Source organism: Mesorhizobium sp. M7A.F.Ca.CA.002.09.1.1, from assembly GCF_003998555.1.
Taxonomy (GTDB): domain Bacteria; phylum Pseudomonadota; class Alphaproteobacteria; order Rhizobiales; family Rhizobiaceae; genus Mesorhizobium; species Mesorhizobium ciceri.
Genome location: NZ_RZRR01000019.1, coordinates 1 through 17,926 on the forward strand (window position 1 = coordinate 1; position 17,926 = coordinate 17,926).

Annotated in this window: 20 protein-coding genes, 1 tRNA gene and 1 pseudogene; 9 read left to right on the forward strand and 13 right to left on the reverse strand. The window is 61.5% G+C overall.

Annotated elements, in window-relative coordinates; translation table 11 throughout:
• From EN994_RS01870 to EN994_RS01890, 5 genes are all read right to left on the reverse strand, one after another.
• Window positions 1–484, reverse strand: a 484-nt coding sequence (locus tag EN994_RS01870; RefSeq protein WP_127307381.1) for an aldehyde dehydrogenase family protein, incomplete at its 3' end; no start/stop codon positions are given.
• Between the two features lie 9 nt (window positions 485–493).
• Entirely contained in the window at window positions 494–1,270 is a 777-nt protein-coding gene (locus tag EN994_RS01875) for an enoyl-CoA hydratase/isomerase family protein (RefSeq protein WP_013529703.1), read from the reverse strand.
• Entirely contained in the window at window positions 1,263–2,864 is a 1,602-nt protein-coding gene (locus EN994_RS01880) for an acyl CoA:acetate/3-ketoacid CoA transferase (protein ID WP_063168954.1), read from the reverse strand. Before EN994_RS01880 ends, EN994_RS01875 begins: the two co-directional genes overlap by 8 nt.
• Window positions 2,861–3,040, reverse strand: coding sequence for a hypothetical protein (locus EN994_RS01885; protein WP_013529705.1), 180 nt, complete (start codon window positions 3,038–3,040; stop codon window positions 2,861–2,863). Before EN994_RS01885 ends, EN994_RS01880 begins: the two co-directional genes overlap by 4 nt.
• Complete coding sequence (locus tag EN994_RS01890) at window positions 3,037–4,095, reverse strand: LacI family DNA-binding transcriptional regulator (RefSeq protein ID WP_013529706.1); 1,059 nt, start codon at window positions 4,093–4,095, stop codon at window positions 3,037–3,039. The genes EN994_RS01885 and EN994_RS01890 overlap by 4 nt, the downstream gene beginning before the upstream one ends.
• Before the next feature lie 239 nt (window positions 4,096–4,334).
• Between EN994_RS01890 and EN994_RS01895 the strand changes: the two genes are divergently transcribed.
• The gene (locus tag EN994_RS01895; protein ID WP_063168953.1) at window positions 4,335–5,489 is read left to right on the forward strand and encodes a dihydrodipicolinate synthase family protein; all 1,155 of its coding nucleotides are present in this window, start codon (window positions 4,335–4,337) and stop codon (window positions 5,487–5,489) included.
• A gap of 55 nt (window positions 5,490–5,544) precedes the next feature.
• Here the strand turns inward: EN994_RS01895 and EN994_RS01900 are convergent, their stop codons facing one another.
• The gene (locus EN994_RS01900) at window positions 5,545–7,713 is read right to left on the reverse strand and encodes an alginate lyase family protein (RefSeq protein ID WP_244514234.1); all 2,169 of its coding nucleotides are present in this window, start codon (window positions 7,711–7,713) and stop codon (window positions 5,545–5,547) included.
• A gap of 228 nt (window positions 7,714–7,941) precedes the next feature.
• Window positions 7,942–8,232, reverse strand: a complete 291-nt coding sequence (locus EN994_RS01905; RefSeq protein ID WP_127219021.1) for a hypothetical protein — start codon at window positions 8,230–8,232, stop codon at window positions 7,942–7,944.
• Window positions 8,233–8,407: 175 nt separating this feature from the next.
• On the opposite strand from EN994_RS01905, the gene EN994_RS01910 reads away from it, so the two are divergent.
• The 3 genes and pseudogenes from EN994_RS01910 to EN994_RS35885 form a co-directional block, all read left to right on the forward strand.
• A complete protein-coding gene (locus EN994_RS01910; RefSeq protein WP_024502741.1) occupies window positions 8,408–8,767 on the forward strand; it encodes a lysozyme inhibitor LprI family protein in 360 nt (119 codons plus the stop codon).
• A gap of 14 nt (window positions 8,768–8,781) precedes the next feature.
• The gene (locus tag EN994_RS01915; protein WP_013529710.1) at window positions 8,782–9,177 is read left to right on the forward strand and encodes a hypothetical protein; all 396 of its coding nucleotides are present in this window, start codon (window positions 8,782–8,784) and stop codon (window positions 9,175–9,177) included.
• A gap of 9 nt (window positions 9,178–9,186) precedes the next feature.
• Window positions 9,187–9,293: pseudogene (locus EN994_RS35885) on the forward strand (transposase); the annotation flags it as partial.
• Here the strand turns inward: EN994_RS35885 and EN994_RS35255 are convergent.
• Together EN994_RS35255 and EN994_RS01920 are read right to left on the reverse strand one after the other, a co-directional pair.
• The gene (locus tag EN994_RS35255; protein ID WP_158515803.1) at window positions 9,260–9,427 is read right to left on the reverse strand and encodes a hypothetical protein; all 168 of its coding nucleotides are present in this window, start codon (window positions 9,425–9,427) and stop codon (window positions 9,260–9,262) included. The pseudogene EN994_RS35885 and the gene EN994_RS35255 sit on opposite strands and share 34 nt — an antisense overlap.
• 202 nt (window positions 9,428–9,629) lie before the next feature.
• Window positions 9,630–10,397: a Stf0 family sulfotransferase gene (locus EN994_RS01920; protein ID WP_027161395.1), complete on the reverse strand. Its 768-nt coding sequence runs from the start codon at window positions 10,395–10,397 to the stop codon at window positions 9,630–9,632.
• Window positions 10,398–10,800: 403 nt separating this feature from the next.
• On the opposite strand from EN994_RS01920, the gene EN994_RS01925 reads away from it, so the two are divergent.
• A complete protein-coding gene (locus tag EN994_RS01925; RefSeq protein ID WP_013529712.1) occupies window positions 10,801–11,007 on the forward strand; it encodes a hypothetical protein in 207 nt (68 codons plus the stop codon).
• 274 nt (window positions 11,008–11,281) lie between these two features.
• Here the strand turns inward: EN994_RS01925 and EN994_RS01930 are convergent.
• Together EN994_RS01930 and EN994_RS01935 are read right to left on the reverse strand one after the other, a co-directional pair.
• Window positions 11,282–11,356: transfer RNA gene (locus EN994_RS01930), tRNA-Val, on the reverse strand.
• Between the two features lie 116 nt (window positions 11,357–11,472).
• Window positions 11,473–11,835, reverse strand: a complete 363-nt coding sequence (locus tag EN994_RS01935; RefSeq protein WP_006199474.1) for a response regulator — start codon at window positions 11,833–11,835, stop codon at window positions 11,473–11,475.
• A 163-nt stretch (window positions 11,836–11,998) separates the two neighbouring features.
• Here EN994_RS01935 and EN994_RS01940 point away from each other — a divergent pair, with 163 nt between their 5' ends.
• Window positions 11,999–12,940, forward strand: coding sequence for an N-formylglutamate amidohydrolase (locus EN994_RS01940; RefSeq protein ID WP_013529713.1), 942 nt, complete (start codon window positions 11,999–12,001; stop codon window positions 12,938–12,940).
• Between the two features lie 301 nt (window positions 12,941–13,241).
• Window positions 13,242–14,015 carry a histidinol-phosphatase gene (gene hisN, locus EN994_RS01945; protein ID WP_024502739.1) on the forward strand — a complete coding sequence of 258 codons (774 nt, stop codon included), beginning with the start codon at window positions 13,242–13,244 and terminating at the stop codon, window positions 14,013–14,015.
• 17 nt (window positions 14,016–14,032) lie between these two features.
• On the opposite strand, the gene EN994_RS01950 is transcribed toward hisN, so the two are convergent.
• Window positions 14,033–15,010: an alpha/beta hydrolase gene (locus EN994_RS01950; RefSeq protein WP_127307382.1), complete on the reverse strand. Its 978-nt coding sequence runs from the start codon at window positions 15,008–15,010 to the stop codon at window positions 14,033–14,035.
• Between the two features lie 481 nt (window positions 15,011–15,491).
• Here EN994_RS01950 and EN994_RS01955 point away from each other — a divergent pair, with 481 nt between their 5' ends.
• Entirely contained in the window at window positions 15,492–15,959 is a 468-nt protein-coding gene (locus EN994_RS01955; protein WP_013529716.1) for an Hsp20 family protein, read from the forward strand.
• 71 nt (window positions 15,960–16,030) lie between these two features.
• On the opposite strand, the gene EN994_RS01960 is transcribed toward EN994_RS01955, so the two are convergent.
• Window positions 16,031–17,080, reverse strand: coding sequence for a low specificity L-threonine aldolase (locus EN994_RS01960; RefSeq protein ID WP_013529717.1), 1,050 nt, complete (start codon window positions 17,078–17,080; stop codon window positions 16,031–16,033).
• 491 nt (window positions 17,081–17,571) lie between these two features.
• Between EN994_RS01960 and EN994_RS01965 the strand changes: the two genes are divergently transcribed.
• On the forward strand, window positions 17,572–17,926 hold a 355-nt coding region (locus EN994_RS01965), incomplete at its 3' end, for a hypothetical protein (protein WP_164745788.1).

Below are 17,926 nucleotides of genomic sequence, written 5' to 3' on the forward strand. Positions count from 1 at the left end.
AGACGACGCCGATCGGTTCGCGCAGGACGACACCCAGCATGGCGTCGCCGAGATTGGCGTAGGTTTCACCATGCAGGGTGCGGGCAAGCGAGGCGGCATAGCGCCAGATGTCGACGGCGCCGCCGATCTCGCCGCGTGCCTGGGCGATCGGTTTGCCCGATTCCAGTGCGTCGAGCCGGGCGATGTCTTCCAGCCGGCCCTCGATCAGATCAGCTGCCTTGAGCAGGATCCCGGCACGTTCGGCCGCCTTCATGCGCGGCCATGGACCCGTTTCGAAAGCCCTGTGGGCGGCAAGCACAGCGGCTTCCACTTCGGCCTCACCGGCCTGCGCATAGTGCGAGACGGTGAAGCCGTGGCCGGGGCTGTTTCGAGCAATCGTGCGGCCGTCGCGGGCATCGACATGCTTGCCGTTGATCAGCAGCTTGTAGCCTTTCGGGGCTTCGGCCGCCTCGGCCGGCATGGCGATCTTCAGGGGTGCGTTCATATGTTTGCTCTAGGATCTCGAAAAGGCCGGCTTCTGCTTGGCCTTGAAGGCATCGACGCCGGCCTTCAGATCGCCGGTCAGGGCGATGAAGCCGCTGGCCAGCGCTTCGGTGGCGGCGGCACTTTCCTCGCCTTCGGCGACCGCGATCATCAGCTTGGCGGCTTCCGTCGCCAGCGGGCCGCGCTCGGCGATCTTTTCCGCCCACGCCTTTGCTTCTTCGTGTGCGTTGCCAGTTGCGACCACCCGGTCGACGATGCCCAGGGCGAGTGCCTCGGGGGCGAGAAGGATCTCGCCGCCCAGCGCCATGCGGCGCACCGTCTGCGCGCCGAAGCGGCGCACGGCGCGCTGCGTACCGGACCAGCCGGGCACGACGCCAATCGAGGTTTCCGGGAAGCCTAATTTCACTTGTGTTTCCGCCACGCGCAAGTCGCAAGCCGCAGCCAGTTCCAGGCCGCCGCCAAGCGCATGGCCGGACAGGACGGCGATTGTCGGCTGCCGCAGCCGCGCCAAGCGGTCGAAGACGCGGTGGCCGTAGCGCACCCACTGCACCTGGAAATCGGCGGCACTCATCTGCGCCCAGGCTTCGACATCGCCACCGGCGCAAAAGCCCTTGCCTTCGCCGCGCAGCAGCACGACGCGGACGCCCTCGGCCATCTCGGCCGCGTCGAGCGCCGTCTCTAGCGCCCGCAGCATCGGAATGTCCAGTGCGTTGAATTTCTCCGGCCGGCGCAGCGTGATGGTACCGATGGCGCCATCCTGCTCGAAGGTGACGAGAGGCTCAGCCACGCGCGCCTCCGACCGAGGCGCCGCCATTCAGCGACAGGCCTATCGGTTGCTCCTGATAGAGGGCTGCCGGTGTCGTCTTGAGGTCCCTGGCAACGGCCAACGGAATTTCCGACTGGGCCAGCACATCACGCTGCAGATCGATGCCGGGTGCGAGTTCTGTGACGACCAACCCCTCCGGCGTCAGCTTCATCACGCAGCGTTCGGTGACATAGGTGATGTCCTGTCCCTGCGCCACCGCGCGCTTGCCCGAAAACGAGATGTGCTCGACTTCGTTGACCACCTTCTTGACCTTGCCCTCGTGGTCGATGCGGATGCCGCCATCGGCCAGAGACAGCTTGGCGCCGGCATTGAAGAAGCCGGAGAAGACGATCTTCTTCGCCCGTGCGGTGATGTCGACAAAGCCGCCGGCGCCGGCGGTGACATGCGGCCGCGCCGAAAGCTTCGAAACATTCACAGAGCCGTGTCGATCGATCTGCAGGAAGGACAACAGCGAGGCGTCGAAGCCGCCGGCCTGGAAATAGATGAACTGGTGCGGCGAGGGCATGAAGGCGTCGGCGTTCGATGAGCAGCCGAATTTGAAGTCGAGCAGCGGCACGCCGCCGACCGCGCCCTGTTCGATCACCCAGGTAATTTTGCCGTGCTGGCCTTCCTCGAGAAGGATGCGCGGCACATTGGCGGAAATGCCGAACCCGATATTGACGGCCATGCCGTCGCGCAACTCCATGGCGACGCGGCGCGCGATCACCTTCTGCACGTTCATCTCCGGCGTGCGGAAGCTCGACAGCGGCCGGAAGATTTCTCCCGAGATCGCCGGGTCATAGGGTGTCAGCGTCGTCTGCAACTGGTCGGGCGCAACGACGATATGGTCGACCAGGACGCCCGGCACGCGCACGTCATGCGGTTTCAGCGTGCCGTTCTCGACGACGCGCTTGACCTGCGCGATGACGATGCCGCCATTGTTGCGGGCGGCGAGCGCCTGTTCCAGTCCGCCGAGATAGGCGCCCTCATGCTCGTAGGTGAGGTTGCCGCGCTCGTCGGCCGACGTGGCGCGGATGATCGACACCTGCGGCACGATAGAGCGGAAATAGAGCCATTCCTCGCCGTCGAACTGCTGCACCGAAACGATCGGCTCGCTGGCGGCGGCGTTCATGGCGCAGCCCTGGTGGCGCGGGTCGGCGAAGGTGTCGAGACCGACTTTGGTCAGCACGCCCGGCCGCTTGGCCGCGGCTTCGCGGTGCATATCGAACAGGATGCCGGACGGCACGTTGTAGGCGGCGACCGAATTGTCGCCGATCATCTTCCAGATCTGCGGCGGTTCGGAAGAGGAGGGGCCGGACGGGTAGGAGCCGCACAAGGTACGCTTCAGCAGTCCCGGCTTGGCCAGATGGTCGATGCCTTTGATGCCATACATGTCGCCGGCTGCGATCGGGTGCAGCGTGGTGATGTTCTTCGGATGGCCTTCTGCGTCGAAGCGTTCGCCGATCGCGGCGAGCACCGCATCGGGGCAGCCGAGGCCGCTCGACGAGGACACCGACACGACCATGCCGTCCTTGACCAGGCCGGCTGCCTGCGCTGCGGAGACCACCTTGCTCAATTCACACTCCCGAGCTTAGGCTCGATTGCGACCGCCTTGCCTGATTTCGCGGTTTGCAATGCTGCTTCGACTGACGCCGATGACCAGATGCTGTCCTCGCCTTGCGCGCGGATGGCGTTGATCATGAACTGCCTGACGATCGTGCTGGCACCGATCAAGCTCCATTTGACGCTCATGCAGCGCCTCCCGAACCGGCCGCCCTGTTTCGAATGCGGCGATCCGGGCCGCAGCTTTCCCTGACCACCAGATTGACCGCGCCGATATGGTCTTCGGCCCGTGTTGTGCGTGACTGGATCATTTTCAACATGACATGGGCGGCGCGTTCGCCGAGGCCCGCCGAGTCCACCGCGACGCTGGTCAGAGCCGGCATGTAGTGCTCGGCCTCGGCCACATCGTCGAAGCCGACGATGGCGAAATCAACTCCCGGCTCAAGCCCGCGCTTGCGCAGCGCCAGCATGGCGCCAAAGGCGACGGCGTCGTTGAAGCAGAGTGCCGCGGTCGGCGGTTCAGCCATTGCGAGAGCGGTTTCGAGGCATGCGATACCACCTCTGCGGCTGGTCTCTCCCTCGACGACCAGAGTGTCGCGGTCGGAGATGCCCTGCGTCTCGCAGGCTTCGCGAAATCCGCCAAGCCGCTCGTGATAGACGACGAGATCGGACGAGCCGCCGAAGAAGACCAGCCGGCGATGTCCCTTGCCGATCAGATGAGCGGTGGCGAGATAGGCGCCGCGATGATTGTCGGGCGCGATGACCGGAATGCGGCTCTCGGGAAGCCGGCGCATGGCGAAGACCACCGGCAGACCTGCCGTCTCGATCCGCCTGAAGGCGCCCGGCGTCGTGCCGCGAGCCGGCGACACGATGAGGCCGGCGACGCCTTGCTCCATCAGCGACTTCAGCACTTCTTCCTGGCGCACCGGATTTTCCGCCGTGTTGGCGATGAACGGCACGATGCCGGCCGACTGGAAGACCCGCTCCATGCCAACCGCCAGCTCCGCGAAGAAAGGATTGGTGAGATCGTTGATGACCATGCCGATGACGTTGGAGTGCGCCTTGCGCAGATTGGCGGCGCCGCGGTTGTAGACGTAACCGACATCCTCGATCGCCTTGCGCACCTTGCTCGCTGTTTCGGGCCGGATCAGTCCGCTGCCCTGGAGCACGAGCGATACCGTCGATTTGGACACGCCCGCTTCGCGGGCGATGTCGAATATCGTCGCCTTGGCCCGGTTGGCCATCCAGATGCATCCTCCCGACTGCAGGCCCAAAACTATTGGAACGTTCTAATCTCTGCTCCGCTCGTGAGTCAATCGGGATTTTTCCCGCGCCTCGAACATCGATTGTGCGTACTCAAATGGCATGCTTCATAAGGCTTTCCTGTTGCAATGCAGCATTTCATCCTGCAGGGAGTTCGAATCTTAAAGGTCCTTGATTTATTGGAACGTTCCATTTAGTAGCGTTGTGAAGGGAGCGATGGATGGACATTTCCTTGCCTGGTGAGGGTGGCGGCAGCACCCGGTACACGCTGGTCGGCGAGCCCGTGCAGCCTGACATCGGCGCGCGATTTTCGCGTATCGCCTATGCCGCCGCGCACGTCGTTGCCGATCCGCTCGCCATGACCGATCCGTGGTCCAGACCGGTGATCGACTGGGAGAGGACGATGGCGTTCCGTCACCATCTGTGGCGGCTGGGCTTCCGCATCGCCGAAGCGATGGACACGTCGCAGCGCGGCATGGGCTTCGACTGGGCAAACGCGCAGGAATTGATCCGCCGCTCGATCGCCGAGGCGCGCACGGTCGATGGCGCCGATCTCGCCTCGGGCGCCGGCACCGACCATCTGGCGCCCGCCGCCGCCAAAACAATCGATGACGTCATCAAGGCCTATGAAGAGCAGTTCGCTTTAATCGAAGGGCTCGGCGGCAAGGCGATCATGATGGCCAGCCGGGCGTTGGCGGCAGTTGCCAAAGGGCCGGACGACTATGTCAGGGTCTACGACCGCATCCTGTCACAGTCCTCCGGCAAGGTCATCCTGCACTGGCTGGGCGACATGTTCGATCCGGCGCTCAGGGGCTATTGGGGCAGCGAGAATTTCGAGGTCGCTCTCGATACAGTCGTTGCCATCATCGAATGCCACGTTGGCAAGGTGGAGGGGATAAAAATCTCACTGCTCGATGCCGGCAAGGAGGTCGCGCTGAGGAACCGTCTGCCGGACGGCGTCGTCATGTTCACCGGCGACGATTTCAATTATCCCGAACTGATCGCCGGCGACGAGAAAAGGCACTCGCACGCATTGCTGGGTATTTTCGACGCGATTGCGCCGGTTGCCAACGCGGCGCTGGCGAAACTGGCGGAAGGCGACCGCGCCGGCTTTGACGCGTTGATGGCGCCGACCGTGCCGCTGTCGCGAAAGATCTTCGAGGCGCCGACCGAGTATTACAAAGCCGGCATCGTCCTCATGGCCTGGCTGAACGGCCATCAGGATCATTTTGCGATGGTCGGCGGTATGCAGTCGGCGCGCGGCATCCGTCACTATGCCGACGTGTTCCGCCTTGCCGACCAGGCCGGATTGCTGGCCGATCCGGAACTGGCGGTGACCAGGATGAAGAGCCTTTGCACCGTCGCGGGTGTTTGAAGCGCGGAAAGTGGTTCTCATCATCGACGTAACAGGCCAGGAATGCCGGGCGTCGCTAATGTCTCCGCCACAGCCAAAAAGGCGCGATTGCCTCGTCTGGATGAAAAATGGGCTTGGTCGCCCTTCCCAGATCGGCAGGTGGCATTCCTGCGGGATCATGGTGCGTCAGGTCGAGAAGCAGCGGCCCAAGCCGATCCGGATCGACAGTTTCGGCCGACATGGTGTGTGGCTTGTTCTCGTGCGCAACAAGCCAGTGCAGCGCCTGGACCAGTCCCAGCCCCTCGGCTGTCTTGTGTTGCCAGAGATTGTCACCGACCGAAGACAGGACACGGGCCAGCGACGTCCAGCCTTGCAAGGTAAACATGGCGTAGTGCCTGGGGCGCGTGCGGGACAGTTCCCTGGGCAAGGAGCCATCGGCTGCGATCTGGGTTGCTAGTCTCTCCCGAGCATAGAGGCTGATCTTGGCCAGGGTGGCGCTGTCGCCAAGAAACGTGGCGATCGATGCCCGCTGCAAATCGTAATATGTTCCTTGGTTGCTGCTGCTGCAGAAGGCCGTCGCGGCTGCCGGCGCGGTGTCCAGCCATTCGCAGTAGGAACCGAGCCAGGCTCTGAACGCCTCGCGATCCTCGTCGCCCAGTACTCCTGTTCGCTCGAGCAGGCGTACGGCATCCAGGAAGAAATAGAAATCCTTCAGCTCGATGATGCCGTGGCCGGACCCTTCATTGTTGTCGTGGCCCGACCGCACCTGCGCATAGCGCAAATGCGGGTTCATTCTTGTCCTGGGATCGATAAACCATGCGCGAAAGAGCCTGGCGGCGTGGACGGCATAATGATGCCCATCAAGCACGGTTGCGGCGAGCGCAAGCACGGTTGTGTCGTCGAAGACGCGCTGCAAGCGTGTGCGATCGTAGGTTTCGCTTCCTGCTGCATACAATGCCGTGCCGGGCACGCGTTCGCCATCGCGCCGGATATAGGGCAGGCCGTCGGGTCTGTCGGGGTCGGGCCACCAGTAAGGCGCAGGGTGAAAATAGTCCTGGGGATCCCCGCTGGGGGCTAGGCCAGTCTTGTCGAGCACGCTGAACGGACCGCGGGCGAGTGCCTGTCCGGCCGCGGTTTCGAGATGGTGCAGGATGGGCCCGTCCTTCACCGCGTTGGCCAGGGCGTCTTCGTCATAAAAGGCCAGGCGGGAGGTATCAAGCCGAGCGGCGACTGCCTTGGCGTCACATTGATCGACCATATCGACGATCGCCTGATCGCGGCTGACCAGACGCGCGACGAAGCCGGCCTTGCCGATCTCCAGATGCGAACGCCCTGAATCCAGGCGCGCCACCCAGCCCGCTTTCTGGAGCAGCCCGGCATCCGCCGCCCGGACCGGGCGTGGAAAATCCCAGGCGTCGTCGCGGTAGCGGTCCCAGGGGCCAGGAACTGCCAACCGCCACAGCATCTCGATTTTTGGCCGCCTTCCGTAACCATAGTTTTCGTCGAACAGTTGCGTGGTATCGGCTCGAAATATGATCTGCGGCTCCTCCTCGGCCGGCGGCTGAAAGCTCTGGTCCAGCAGAAGCGCATTGTCGACAATGCGCGCCATGGGCACCACAGCGTAGGGAAGGTGCGGGTTTTTCTCGATCGCGGACCGTATCCGCTGGAACGCAGAGGCTGTCAGGTAGCAGTTCCCGTCCCAGGGCATCAGCCATTTTGCCCTGTCGCGGGCAATCGCGAGCGCGGCGTTGCGAGCCCCATTGTTGTTCATCACATAGAGGTTCTTGCTGCGGCGGATGTGCGTTTCGTAACGCGCGGACTGTCCGCTCGCCCGGCCCTTCTCTGAGAATCGGAGGTCGCCGGCAACAAGCTGGTCGACGTCCCAGGATATCTTCCGGTACTGATCGAGTTCGAAGGGGATTGTATGAAAATTCTGGCGGCGGCTTTCGAGCAGGCCGATGATCCGGGCTTCCTCGTCGGTGTCGACTATTCGATTGACGATCCAGAATTTTTCGCAGGCGTCGAAGACCGGTTCGTTGTCCAGAATGAACAGCACGTTGTCGAATGACTGGCCCTTGCGGTGTCGCGGTTCCAGATCATTGCCGATGATCCGGACGAGCATGAAGCTGTCGGCAATCTGCGAGATCGGCGACGCCGTGTAAGTCTCGCGGGCGGCCTCGATCCGCTTGCCGAGTCCGCGCCGGTATTCAGCATTCTGCTTTGCGGAAATGAGCGCGTTGCCCAATGTCGACCACGGCGACCGCAATTGCGTGCGCACACGGTTCAGTTCGCGATATATCTTCGGCCAGGACGATAGTTTTGTCCTACCGGACTGTGAACTCATGACGGCACGCAGGGAGACCGGATCCCGATCACCGCCTCGGGGATGCGCGCGGTTTCGCCAATCATTCCGACTTTGATTCTGGACCATTTTTGAGCGTGAGGCGACGAAGCCCTGAATTGTGCGGCACGATCAATCATGGAAAACGTCTCTCGCATGTAACGTTGCGAATGTCCTGTTACGTTCTGCTGCATAAGTGACGGCAGGTTGCCAGGCAACGCCGACAGGACAATGCGATAAATCAAATCCGAAAACCACATAGCATGGCAAATGCCCCGGCATCGGCGATTCGCCTTCACGCAAAGGCAAGCTCGCAAAAGATGCGCCGGTGATCGCAATTTTCTTGGAACCAATCCTCCCGGCGCGCGACCAAGCGATGTGTCCAAACATGGTCAGCTTGTGGCGGCCGCATTCGACCGCCATTGCATCGAATACATGAGTTATCTGCCACTCCCCGCATATCACCTCACGGCCCTAGCCTCGTCCGTCCTGCATTGTTGAACCCGACAACCCTTTGCTTACTATATGGTTTTCCAGGCCTTGCCGGCTGCTCCTATGCGTGCTTACTTGTGGTTGTTTTCATGAGGGGGATACAATCATGCGTTTTCTACTTGCTGCGGTCGCCATGCTGTCGTTCGCCGCCACCGCGGCTCTGGCTGATCCAGCTTCGGATTTCAAAAGAGCCGATCAGGCATTGAACCAGACCTTCAAGCAAATCCAGAAGCGGCTTACGGATGATTCCGACGGCAAGGCACGGTTCGTGAAAGCGCAGAGAGCGTGGATTGCGTTCCGCAACGCCGAATGCACGTTTCAATCCAGCGGTGACGATGGTGGCTCCGCGGCGCCGATGGTTGCCGCTGCTTGTCAGGCTGACCTGACCAAGGCCCGCACCAGGCAGTTGAAGGCCTACCTGAACTGCCAGGAGGGTGACCTCTCTTGCCCGGTGCCATCAGAATAATCTGGAGTGACAAAATGCCGAATTTCAAGATGAGATATGTGCTGATCGCGCTTGTGCCGTTGGCGGTTGCCGGTTGCGTCAGCGCTGAGGATCAGCGCGCAATGGATCAGCAACAGTGCGCGTCTTACGGCTACAGGCCAGGAACCAACAGGTTTGCCGACTGCATGATGCAACAGACCTCACAACGTTCAGAAGATGAGCAGCGCTCATTGGATCGCATGGCCGCGCAAGAACAGAGAGACAAGGATCGCAAGGAAGCGCGTCGAAAGGACGACAGCTACATCGATCCAAGGCCGAGTTACGACAAGGATGGCAATCCGAATTTCGACACTCAAGGCAATTACCAAGGGTGTCACGGCGCGGGATGTTTGGTCGACAATCCAGACAATAACGATGACGATGACCAGTAGGCTGGCTCCGCGAGGCTCTCCTTCCTGCCCCCTATAGTCCGGACCTCAACCCAATCGAGAAACCCTTCGCCAACTTCAAGCACTACATGCGGCGTTGCGCCAGGCGCAGGCTAGAAGTCAACCCAAATGCGAACCGCTCTACCTCGGCGAACAGCCGGGAAATGCCGATCCTGCACACGCGATCCGCGATTCCATCAGCTTGAAGGATGGTTCCGGAACTTTTTGCCGCAATGGCAGGTTCGAGCGACATGACGAAACTATCTGACCCTGGCCCGCCGTTCCCAGCAAGCTGCACGGCGGCCAGGACATCCCGGAAGAAGATCATTACTGCGGGCAGACGGTTGACCGGCGCGATTTACTCCAGGTGTTCTGGAGGAAGAGCCGGGGCATCGAGCGCTGGAACCGAGCCAGCTGCAACGATCATCGAATTTCCCCGAAGAAAGTACCTGCCTCTAGAAGCGCTTTCGGATCAGGGGCCGTTTCAGGGCAAAGCGGGCGATATTGTCGAGCGTTCTTGGCACCGCCATCTCCCCGATGCCCTCAATGGCGCCCTTGGCCGCTGCGTCCTCACGAAAGCGCACTATCCATTCTTCCGTGAGGCTGTCCCGTTGAACAGTGAATCTCGAATTGGCGGTGTCTTCCGGGACCTGGACGCCCATATAATCCGCCACAGCTTCCAGATAGGGCCGTGGGTCTTGCTGCAAATCTTCGTAGACGAATTGACGACAATCCAGCCCCGCAAGTTGTAGGTAGGACCTCCAGAACGCATAGCTTCGATCAATCTGGAAATACGCTTGGCTGATGTCGGCGAAGCTATAAGGAACAGAGCGCGGATTGACTTTCCCTTCGTGCCGGCTCGTCCACACTCCAGACATCCTAGCTCGGTAGAACGAAATAGCTTGCTGAATTCGGTCGCGACGTTCCAACAAAATGAATTCCAAGCCGTGTTTTCTTCGAATCTCGAATAGAAAATCCTTTCCGAATTTCTCCTTACACCAGGCCAGATGGCGCGGAAACAACTTGATCGCAAACCGCCCGTTGTCGGTCGACGCTTTCTCGATGACCGCTTTTTCAAGATCATCATAGGTGCGGGGATCGAAACGTAGATAGGCCGGATCAAGCCATTCCTCCGACCGTCCCATCAGGCCAGTTGCGTTCGTCAGGCTTCCCAGCCAGTTCGAACCGCTTCTTCCCTCTGTAAGAATCGCAACGCCCCGCATAAACTCCTCACTTCACCTTGTCCCGGAACGCATGCCGCAAGGCCCGCTTATCTTCAACCCAAATCAGTGCTGCGTTCCCGCCCCAGGTCCAGGAACACCGTGCTCAGCTTATTGCCGCCGTGATCTTCGTTGCCATCTTGTCGGCATCACCAGGGCTTTGGCTGGATTCTAGACCAGATGACCACGCAATTCATCTAGGACGCCGCATCGGCCGCCATCGTCATCGTGGGCGTGTTCGCCGTCGCCGACACGTCGCCACGCGATTGCTGCGCCTGCCCAGGAGTGTCCTCTGTCGAATAACCGTGAGGGTTGTTTTCGCCGCCATCACTATTTTTGTGAACCAATTCACCCGAGGCGCGACCAAGTGATGTGTCCAAACATGGTTCATCAAGGAGAACGTCTTATGTTTACTGTCTCGAGAAACGTCTTTTTGGCCGCCATCGCCGTTTCGGTGCTGGCCGGCTGCAAGACAACCGCTCCCAGGGAATGCGACAAGCTGAAGCCTGGCGTCACCTATAACGGCAAATGCTGCGGCATCGGCGAGCCTTGCCGCGAAGGCAAGGGCGGCGGCGACAGGCCGGGAAATACGCCTGATCCAGCGCCGCAATGATCTGATTGCGTGTCGCCCGTTCCGGTCAGCGCTGGGACGGGCGGGTTGCGCTCGAAAGCTCGCCAACGTCCAGCCTCCCCTTGAGGCACCGAAATCGTCCACCTCTGTGTAACGCGCGCCCTGGACGGCCCTGTGCCACGCTGTGCCCTGCTTATCCCAAGTGAGGCGTTCTTCCGCCAGCACCTCGACGCTGCTCATCCCGCGCGTCATGCCCACGCGCTTTGTCTGGCGAGCCGGCCAGCATGTCGATCCAAGTCTGATTTGTCTGGTTGGATGGTGGGCGTGACAGGGATTGAACCTGTGACCCCTGCAATGTCAATGCAGTGCTCTCCCGCTGAGCTACACGCCCATCCGAAGCCGCGCATACACCATTTTTGATCCAGCGCGTCAATAGCAGGAAAAAGGAAAGAAGGCGTCGTCTCGCCGCAGTGGCGAAGAGGTGCGGCGCCTCGCCTAGAAAACGGCTCAGGCCGCCTGCAGCATCTTCTCCACCTCGTTGACGAGGTCGCGCAGATGGAATGGCTTCGACAGCACCTTGGCGTCTTTCGGCGCCTTGGAATCCGGGTTCAACGCAACGGCGGCGAAACCGGTGATGAACATGACTTTCAGATCGGGATCGATCTCGGTGGCGCGGCGCGCCAGCTCGATGCCGTCCATCTCCGGCATGACGATGTCGGTCAGCAGCAGCGAGAACGGCTCTTCGCGCAGCCGCTCATAGGCGCTGGCGCCATTGTCGAAATCGCTGACCTGGTAACCGGCGCGCTCCAGCGCCTTGACGAGGAACCGACGCATATCGTCGTCGTCTTCCGCCAGAAGAATGCGTGCCATGATATCCTGTCCGAATCACCCGCCCGAGATTGCCGTTGGGCAAGCCCGTTAACCATCCTGTATATGAGGAGGTGAGGGTAAACATCAAGTGAACGCGGACGGCGATGATCCATATTTGCCGGGGGTGTGCCGCCGCTGAAATGCTGGACACGCGGCCTGCAAGGTGGCACTTTCACATCATGATGCACTGGTGTTTTCGGGTTCGTTCAAATTGAAGACGGCAGCCGAGGATTTTTCGGTCTTTCCACCCTTCGAAATCCGGTCGGGCGCCGAGCAGCGCGTCCCCTTCCTCTTCAATTCGCCGCATAGCGGCCGCTACTATCCCGAACGGTTCCTGGCCATGGCAAGGCTGGACCGCAACGCCATCCGCCGGTCGGAAGACTGTTACGTCGATGAGCTGTTCGGCGGTGCCGTGGCGCTCGGCGCGCCGCTGCTGGCGGCGAATTTTCCGAGGGCCTATCTCGACGTCAATCGCGAGCCGTGGGAGCTCGATCCTCGCATGTTCGCCGAGCCAGTGCCGTCCTTCTGCAACATCCGCTCGGCGCGGGTGGCGGGTGGGCTTGGCACGGTGCCGAAGCTGGTCGGCGAGGGGCTCGACATCTATTCCGGCCGCCTGCCGCTGTCGGAAGCCGTTGCCCGGATCGAAACCGTCTACAAGCCCTATCACGAGACGCTGAAGCGGCTTTTGACCCGGACCCATGCGCGGTTCGGTTTTGCCGTGCTGATCGACTGTCATTCGATGCCGGCGAGCATCCGTGTCGGCGACAGCGGGCTGCGGCCCGACTTCATCATCGGCGACCGTTTCGGCATCTCGGCAACCGCCGCCCTGACCGAGACCGCGATCGGCCTGCTCAGCGCCATGGGCTATTCGGTTGCCCACAACAAACCCTATGCCGGCGGCTTCATCACCGAGCATTACGGCCGCCCGGCGCGCCATCTGCATGCGCTGCAGATCGAGGTCAATCGCGGGCTCTACATGAACGAACGGACATTCGAGAAGGCCGCCGGCTTCGATGCGCTGGCCGACGATCTGACGCGGTTCTCAGCCGACCTGATGTCGATGCCCGACCATCATTTCATCGACCTGCCGCTGGCCGCGGAGTGAAATCGCGGCGTAAAAAAAGACCGCATCGTTTGCACGATACGGTCGAAGTCTAGGGAGGAAACGCCCAAGGAGGGCATGGACAGGAAACCCTGTCCGAGGTCAAGGGTATTGTGCGTTGCACAAATGTCAAGCGACCTTCAGGCTTTTTTAATTCACTCTGATGTGGAAATTGCGTTTCGACGACGCTTATGTGACATCCGGGCAACAGATGCCGTCGCGGAGAAGTAGTCGAACACACTTGTTTTGGTACGAAATTGGCGGCAGAGCACGGCTCGGACATGCTGCAGTGCGGGAGAATCAGTTGGACATCAGTGTCGATTTCATGCGCCGCATCGCGCAGGTGGCGGCGGCGGAGACCTTGCCGCGCTTTCGTGCCCAAGGCGCGGTCGCCAACAAGGAACAGGGCAGTTTCGATCCGGTCACCGAGGCCGATCGCGAGGCCGAGCGCGCTATCCGGGCGTTGATCTCTGCCGAGTATCCCGACCATGGCATTCTTGGCGAGGAGCATGGCAGCGAGAACATTTCGAGCCGGCATGTCTGGGTGATCGACCCGATCGACGGCACGCGCGCCTTTATTTCCGGCCTGCCGGTGTGGGGCACGCTGGTCGGGCTGACGGTCGACGGTGACGCCGTTGCCGGCATGATGGCGCAACCCTTCACCGGCGAGCTGTTCTACGCCAACGCCTCAGGTTCGCACTATGAGGGGCCGGGCGGGCCGCGAAAACTGACGACCCGCAAGACGACGAAGTTGGACCAGGCGACGCTGTTCACCACCACGCCGGCGCTATTCAAAGGCGAAGCGCGCAACCGTTACGATGCATTCGAAAGACAGATCCAACTCGCCCGCTATGGCGCCGATTGCTATGCCTTCGCCATGATCGCTTCGGGAAGCGTCGATATCGTCGCCGATCCCGGTTTGAAGCCATACGACATCGTGGCGCTGATCCCGATCATCGAGAAGGCAGGCGGTGTGGTCACCACATTCGATGGCGGGCCTGCGGAAAAGGGCGGCGATGTCCTGGCGGCTGCAACGCCGGAACTCCACGCAGCTGCCATGGCTGCCTTGCGCGGCTGACCAGCGACCGGCGGCCGTCAGGCCGTGGGGTCGTCGCTGCCGGGAATGAAGGCGTCGAAGGCGGCGAGCAATTGCTCGCGGTAGATGTCGGCTTCCTGCAGGATTTCGTGGCGGGAGCCGTCGATCATCAGCAATGAACCGAGCCGCAGACGCCTGGCGTAGGCTTCGACAGCCCTGGTCGAGACGACCTGGTCGGCGCCGGCGGCGATGATCAGCAGCGGGACCTGGATCCGGGCCATGAAGTCGGGGTCGTTGACGGCTTCCGAAGCTTTCGCGGCTGCCCGCAGCCAACGGATCGTCGGCCCGCCAAGCGCCAGTTGCGGGTATTCTTCATAGATCCGTGTGTTGCGCCGATAGCGTTCCGGGTCCGATGTCAGCTTGTTGGTCTCGAAAGGGGCCGTTGCCCTCGGCCGCGGACCCCAGGCGGCATAGAGCCGGCCGAGGCCGAGAGCGCAGAACAGGGAACAGACGCGGCGAACCGTCGAGATCGAGACCGGAAGGTCAGGCAGCGTCAGGAAAGGCGCGATCAGCACCATGCGCCGGACGCGGTTCACCATCGACGGCGCGGCCAGCAGGGTGATCAATGCGCCTGCCGAATGGGCCAGGGTGTAGTAGGGTCCGCGGCAATCGGGCAGCACGATCTCCTCGAAGAACTGTTCGAGGTCGGCGGTGTAGTCGCGGAAGCTGCTGACGTAGCCGCGCTGGCGATCGCGGATCAGCCGGTCTGAATCGCCCTGGCCGCGCCAGTCGAGCGTGGCGACGCCAAAGCCACGATCGGCAAGGTTGCGGATGGTTTCGAAATATTTCTCGATGCACTCGTTGCGGCCGGTGAGCAGGACCACGGTGCCCTTCATCGGGCGAGCGACCGCGCCGAACAGGCCGTAGCGGATATTCTTGCGGTCACGCGTGGTGAAGAAGCCGCCGGCGGCGTTTTCCGGCCGCGGATTGCCCTCGATTTCGTGAAAAAGGGAGTTTTCGGTGAAAAGATCCGTCATTCGGCGCTTCGTGCTCGGCGTCTCGCATGCCCGCCTGCGCTGGCCGGCTCCGCTATGGTGATAGACGCCCATGCGCCAAAAGCCAAGGAATTCCCGGTGACTGACTGGGCTGCAACAGGGAAGGCCGGAAGCCGCTTGAAAGCGTGCTTCCGGCCTCTGTCGATCCGGGAGGAAGGGACGTTACACCCGGTCGGCCTCGTTGCGGTGCCTGTTGTGCAATCGGCGCCGCCAGTCCTTGATCCTGGAATGGACTTTAGCGCCGGCTGCCTGAACGCGCGCCGAAGTGCCGGTTCATCTGCCGTTCATCAAGGGTCCGGCCGCCGTGGCTTTTGCCGCCAGGTGAAATCTTGAAATGCTTTCCAGCGCTCCCCAAATGTCTCGTGCGGTCGCCAATGTAGGGGCCGCTGGCCCACCCGAAACGCCGCTCAAGGGTTTCGCACCGGCCATACGCAAACCATGTTGCTCAACAGGAGAACACCTCATGCGTCACGTTGATTTTTCCCCGCTTTATCGCTCGACCGTCGGCTTCGATCGTCTGTTCACGATGCTCGATTCGCTTGCGCAGCCGGATGGCGCGCAGACCTACCCGCCCTACAACATCGAGCGCACCGGTGAGGATTCCTACCGGATCTCGATGGCGGTTGCCGGCTTCTCTGACGAGGAAATCTCGATCGAAGCCCATCGCAACGTGCTGACCGTGAAGGGTGAGCGCAAGGACGAGGGCACCGGCGAAGGCTCTGAACTGCTCTATCGCGGCATTGCCTCGAGAGCCTTCGAACGCCGCTTCCAGCTTGCCGACCACGTCGAAGTTGTCGGTGCTTCGCTGAAGAACGGCCTGCTGTTCGTCGACCTCAAGCGCAACATCCCCGAGGAGCTGAAGCCGCGCAAGATCGCGATTACGGCATCTTCGGCCAAGGCCAAGCAGATCGAGGCCAAGACCGCTGCCTAAAGTACAAGTCTCCTCCCGAGACGGAAGCGGCGCCGAAAGGCGCCGCTTTTTTGTTATCGGGGATTTCGGTATCAGGCGATCAGCTGGCCAAAACGGTCGACCTCATCGGCCGTCGTCGCGAAGCTGGTGACGAAGCGATACAGCAACTCGTCCTCGCTGATGTGGCCGTCAAAGCCGTGCGGCTTGTGCCAATCATAGAACGCCGCACCCGCTGCCTGCAGCTTTTCAGCTTCGGCTTTCTTGATCACTGCGAAAACCTCGTTTGCCTGCGGCAGCCATGCCAGTTTTGCCGTGGCCGAATCCTCGATCGCGGCGGCAAGGCGTGCGGCCATGGCGTTGGCGTGGCGGGCGGTGTCCAGCCACAATCCGTCTTTGAAATAGGCCTCGAACTGCGCCGCGACGAAGCGCGATTTCGAAAACAGCTGGGCGGCGCGCTTGCGCAGGAACGCCAATTCCCTGGCACGATCAAGATCGAACAGCACGATCGCTTCGGCGCACCAGCAGCCATTCTTGGTGCCGCCGAAGGACAGGATGTCGACGCCGCGTTTCCAGGTCATTTCGGCTGGCGACGTGTCGAGCGCGACCAGCGCATTGGCAAAGCGGGCGCCGTCCATGTGCAAGGGCACCGAATATCGTTTGGCGATCGCCGCGATCGTCTCGATCTCATCCAGGCCGTAGATGGTGCCGACCTCGGTCGACTGGGTGATCGAAACGGCCATCGGCCGTCCCCAATGGACGATTTCCGGTGCGAAACGGCCGATGGTCCTTTCCAGATTGTGCGGATCGATCTTGCCCAGCGCGCCATCGATCTCATGCAGGCGTGAGCCGCCGGAAAAATACACCGGCGCGCCGCATTCGTCCTCGATGACATGCGATTCGCGATGAGCAAAGGAAATGCCGCCCGGCTTGTTGTAAGCGGTCAGCGCCAGCGAGTTGGCGGCCGTGCCGGTGGCGACGAAGAACACCGCGACCTCGCGTTCGAAAATCTCGCTGAAGCGCTGGTAGACTGCCTGGTCGAGCGCTCCGTCGCCATAGGCGGTGGAAAAGCCGCCGGCATTGGCCGACAGGCCGGCGGCAATGTTGGGGTGGGCGCCTGCCCAATTGTCGGAAGCGAAGAACATGCATCTGCCTATGTCTTGGGAGAACGGGGGGTTGGGGAAATCAGACTGAAGTTGACCGGTTTCGCGTGCTGATCGCAAGGGCCAGGCGCCGGAAAAACAGTAAAGCCAGCCAACGGGCAAAGCCCAGGCCGACGACTGAAGCTTACGTTTTTCCTCAGCTTCACGACATTTTCTGTCGCGAATGCCCCAAGTTTTTTGCAAATCGGTCTTGTGTGCGTCCGGGATTTCTGCCATAAAAATTTAGGACAGTAGTGCTGTCTTATTTTGTCGCACAAAACGAGCTGGATTGGCGTATCATTTGGGCCTCTCCGGCTGTTGCCGCGAGCGACAGGTGGACAGCCAGACTCTGGCCTGTACGATTACCAGATGCGATCCATGCGGAAAGCCGCCTGGTTCGACAGGATTTCGCAAGACGTGCCACAAGGATCAGGGTGAGCCAAGCGCTTGCCGAGGCAAACCAGCGCCTGAATGGCTGGGAAGGAGGACAGGAGATGACGGACATGACGCACTCTGCGACGAACGGCCAGGCCGCGCAGACGAAAGCGGCAACCGTCAAAACCACCTTGCGATCCAATATTGGCCGAAGCGCCAACGGATTTTCCGCCCAGGGCCTCTACGATCCACGCAACGAGCATGACGCCTGCGGCGTCGGTTTCATCGTCAACATGAAGGGCGTGAAGTCGCATCAGATCGTCGAGGACGGGCTTGCTGTGCTCGAAAACCTGACGCATCGCGGCGCCATCGCCGACCAGTTCTTCCGTGACGAGATGGCAGCCCAGGGCATCGAGCTGCCGCCGGCGGGCCAGTACGGCGTCGGACACTGGTTCATGCCGCAGGACGCGGCCC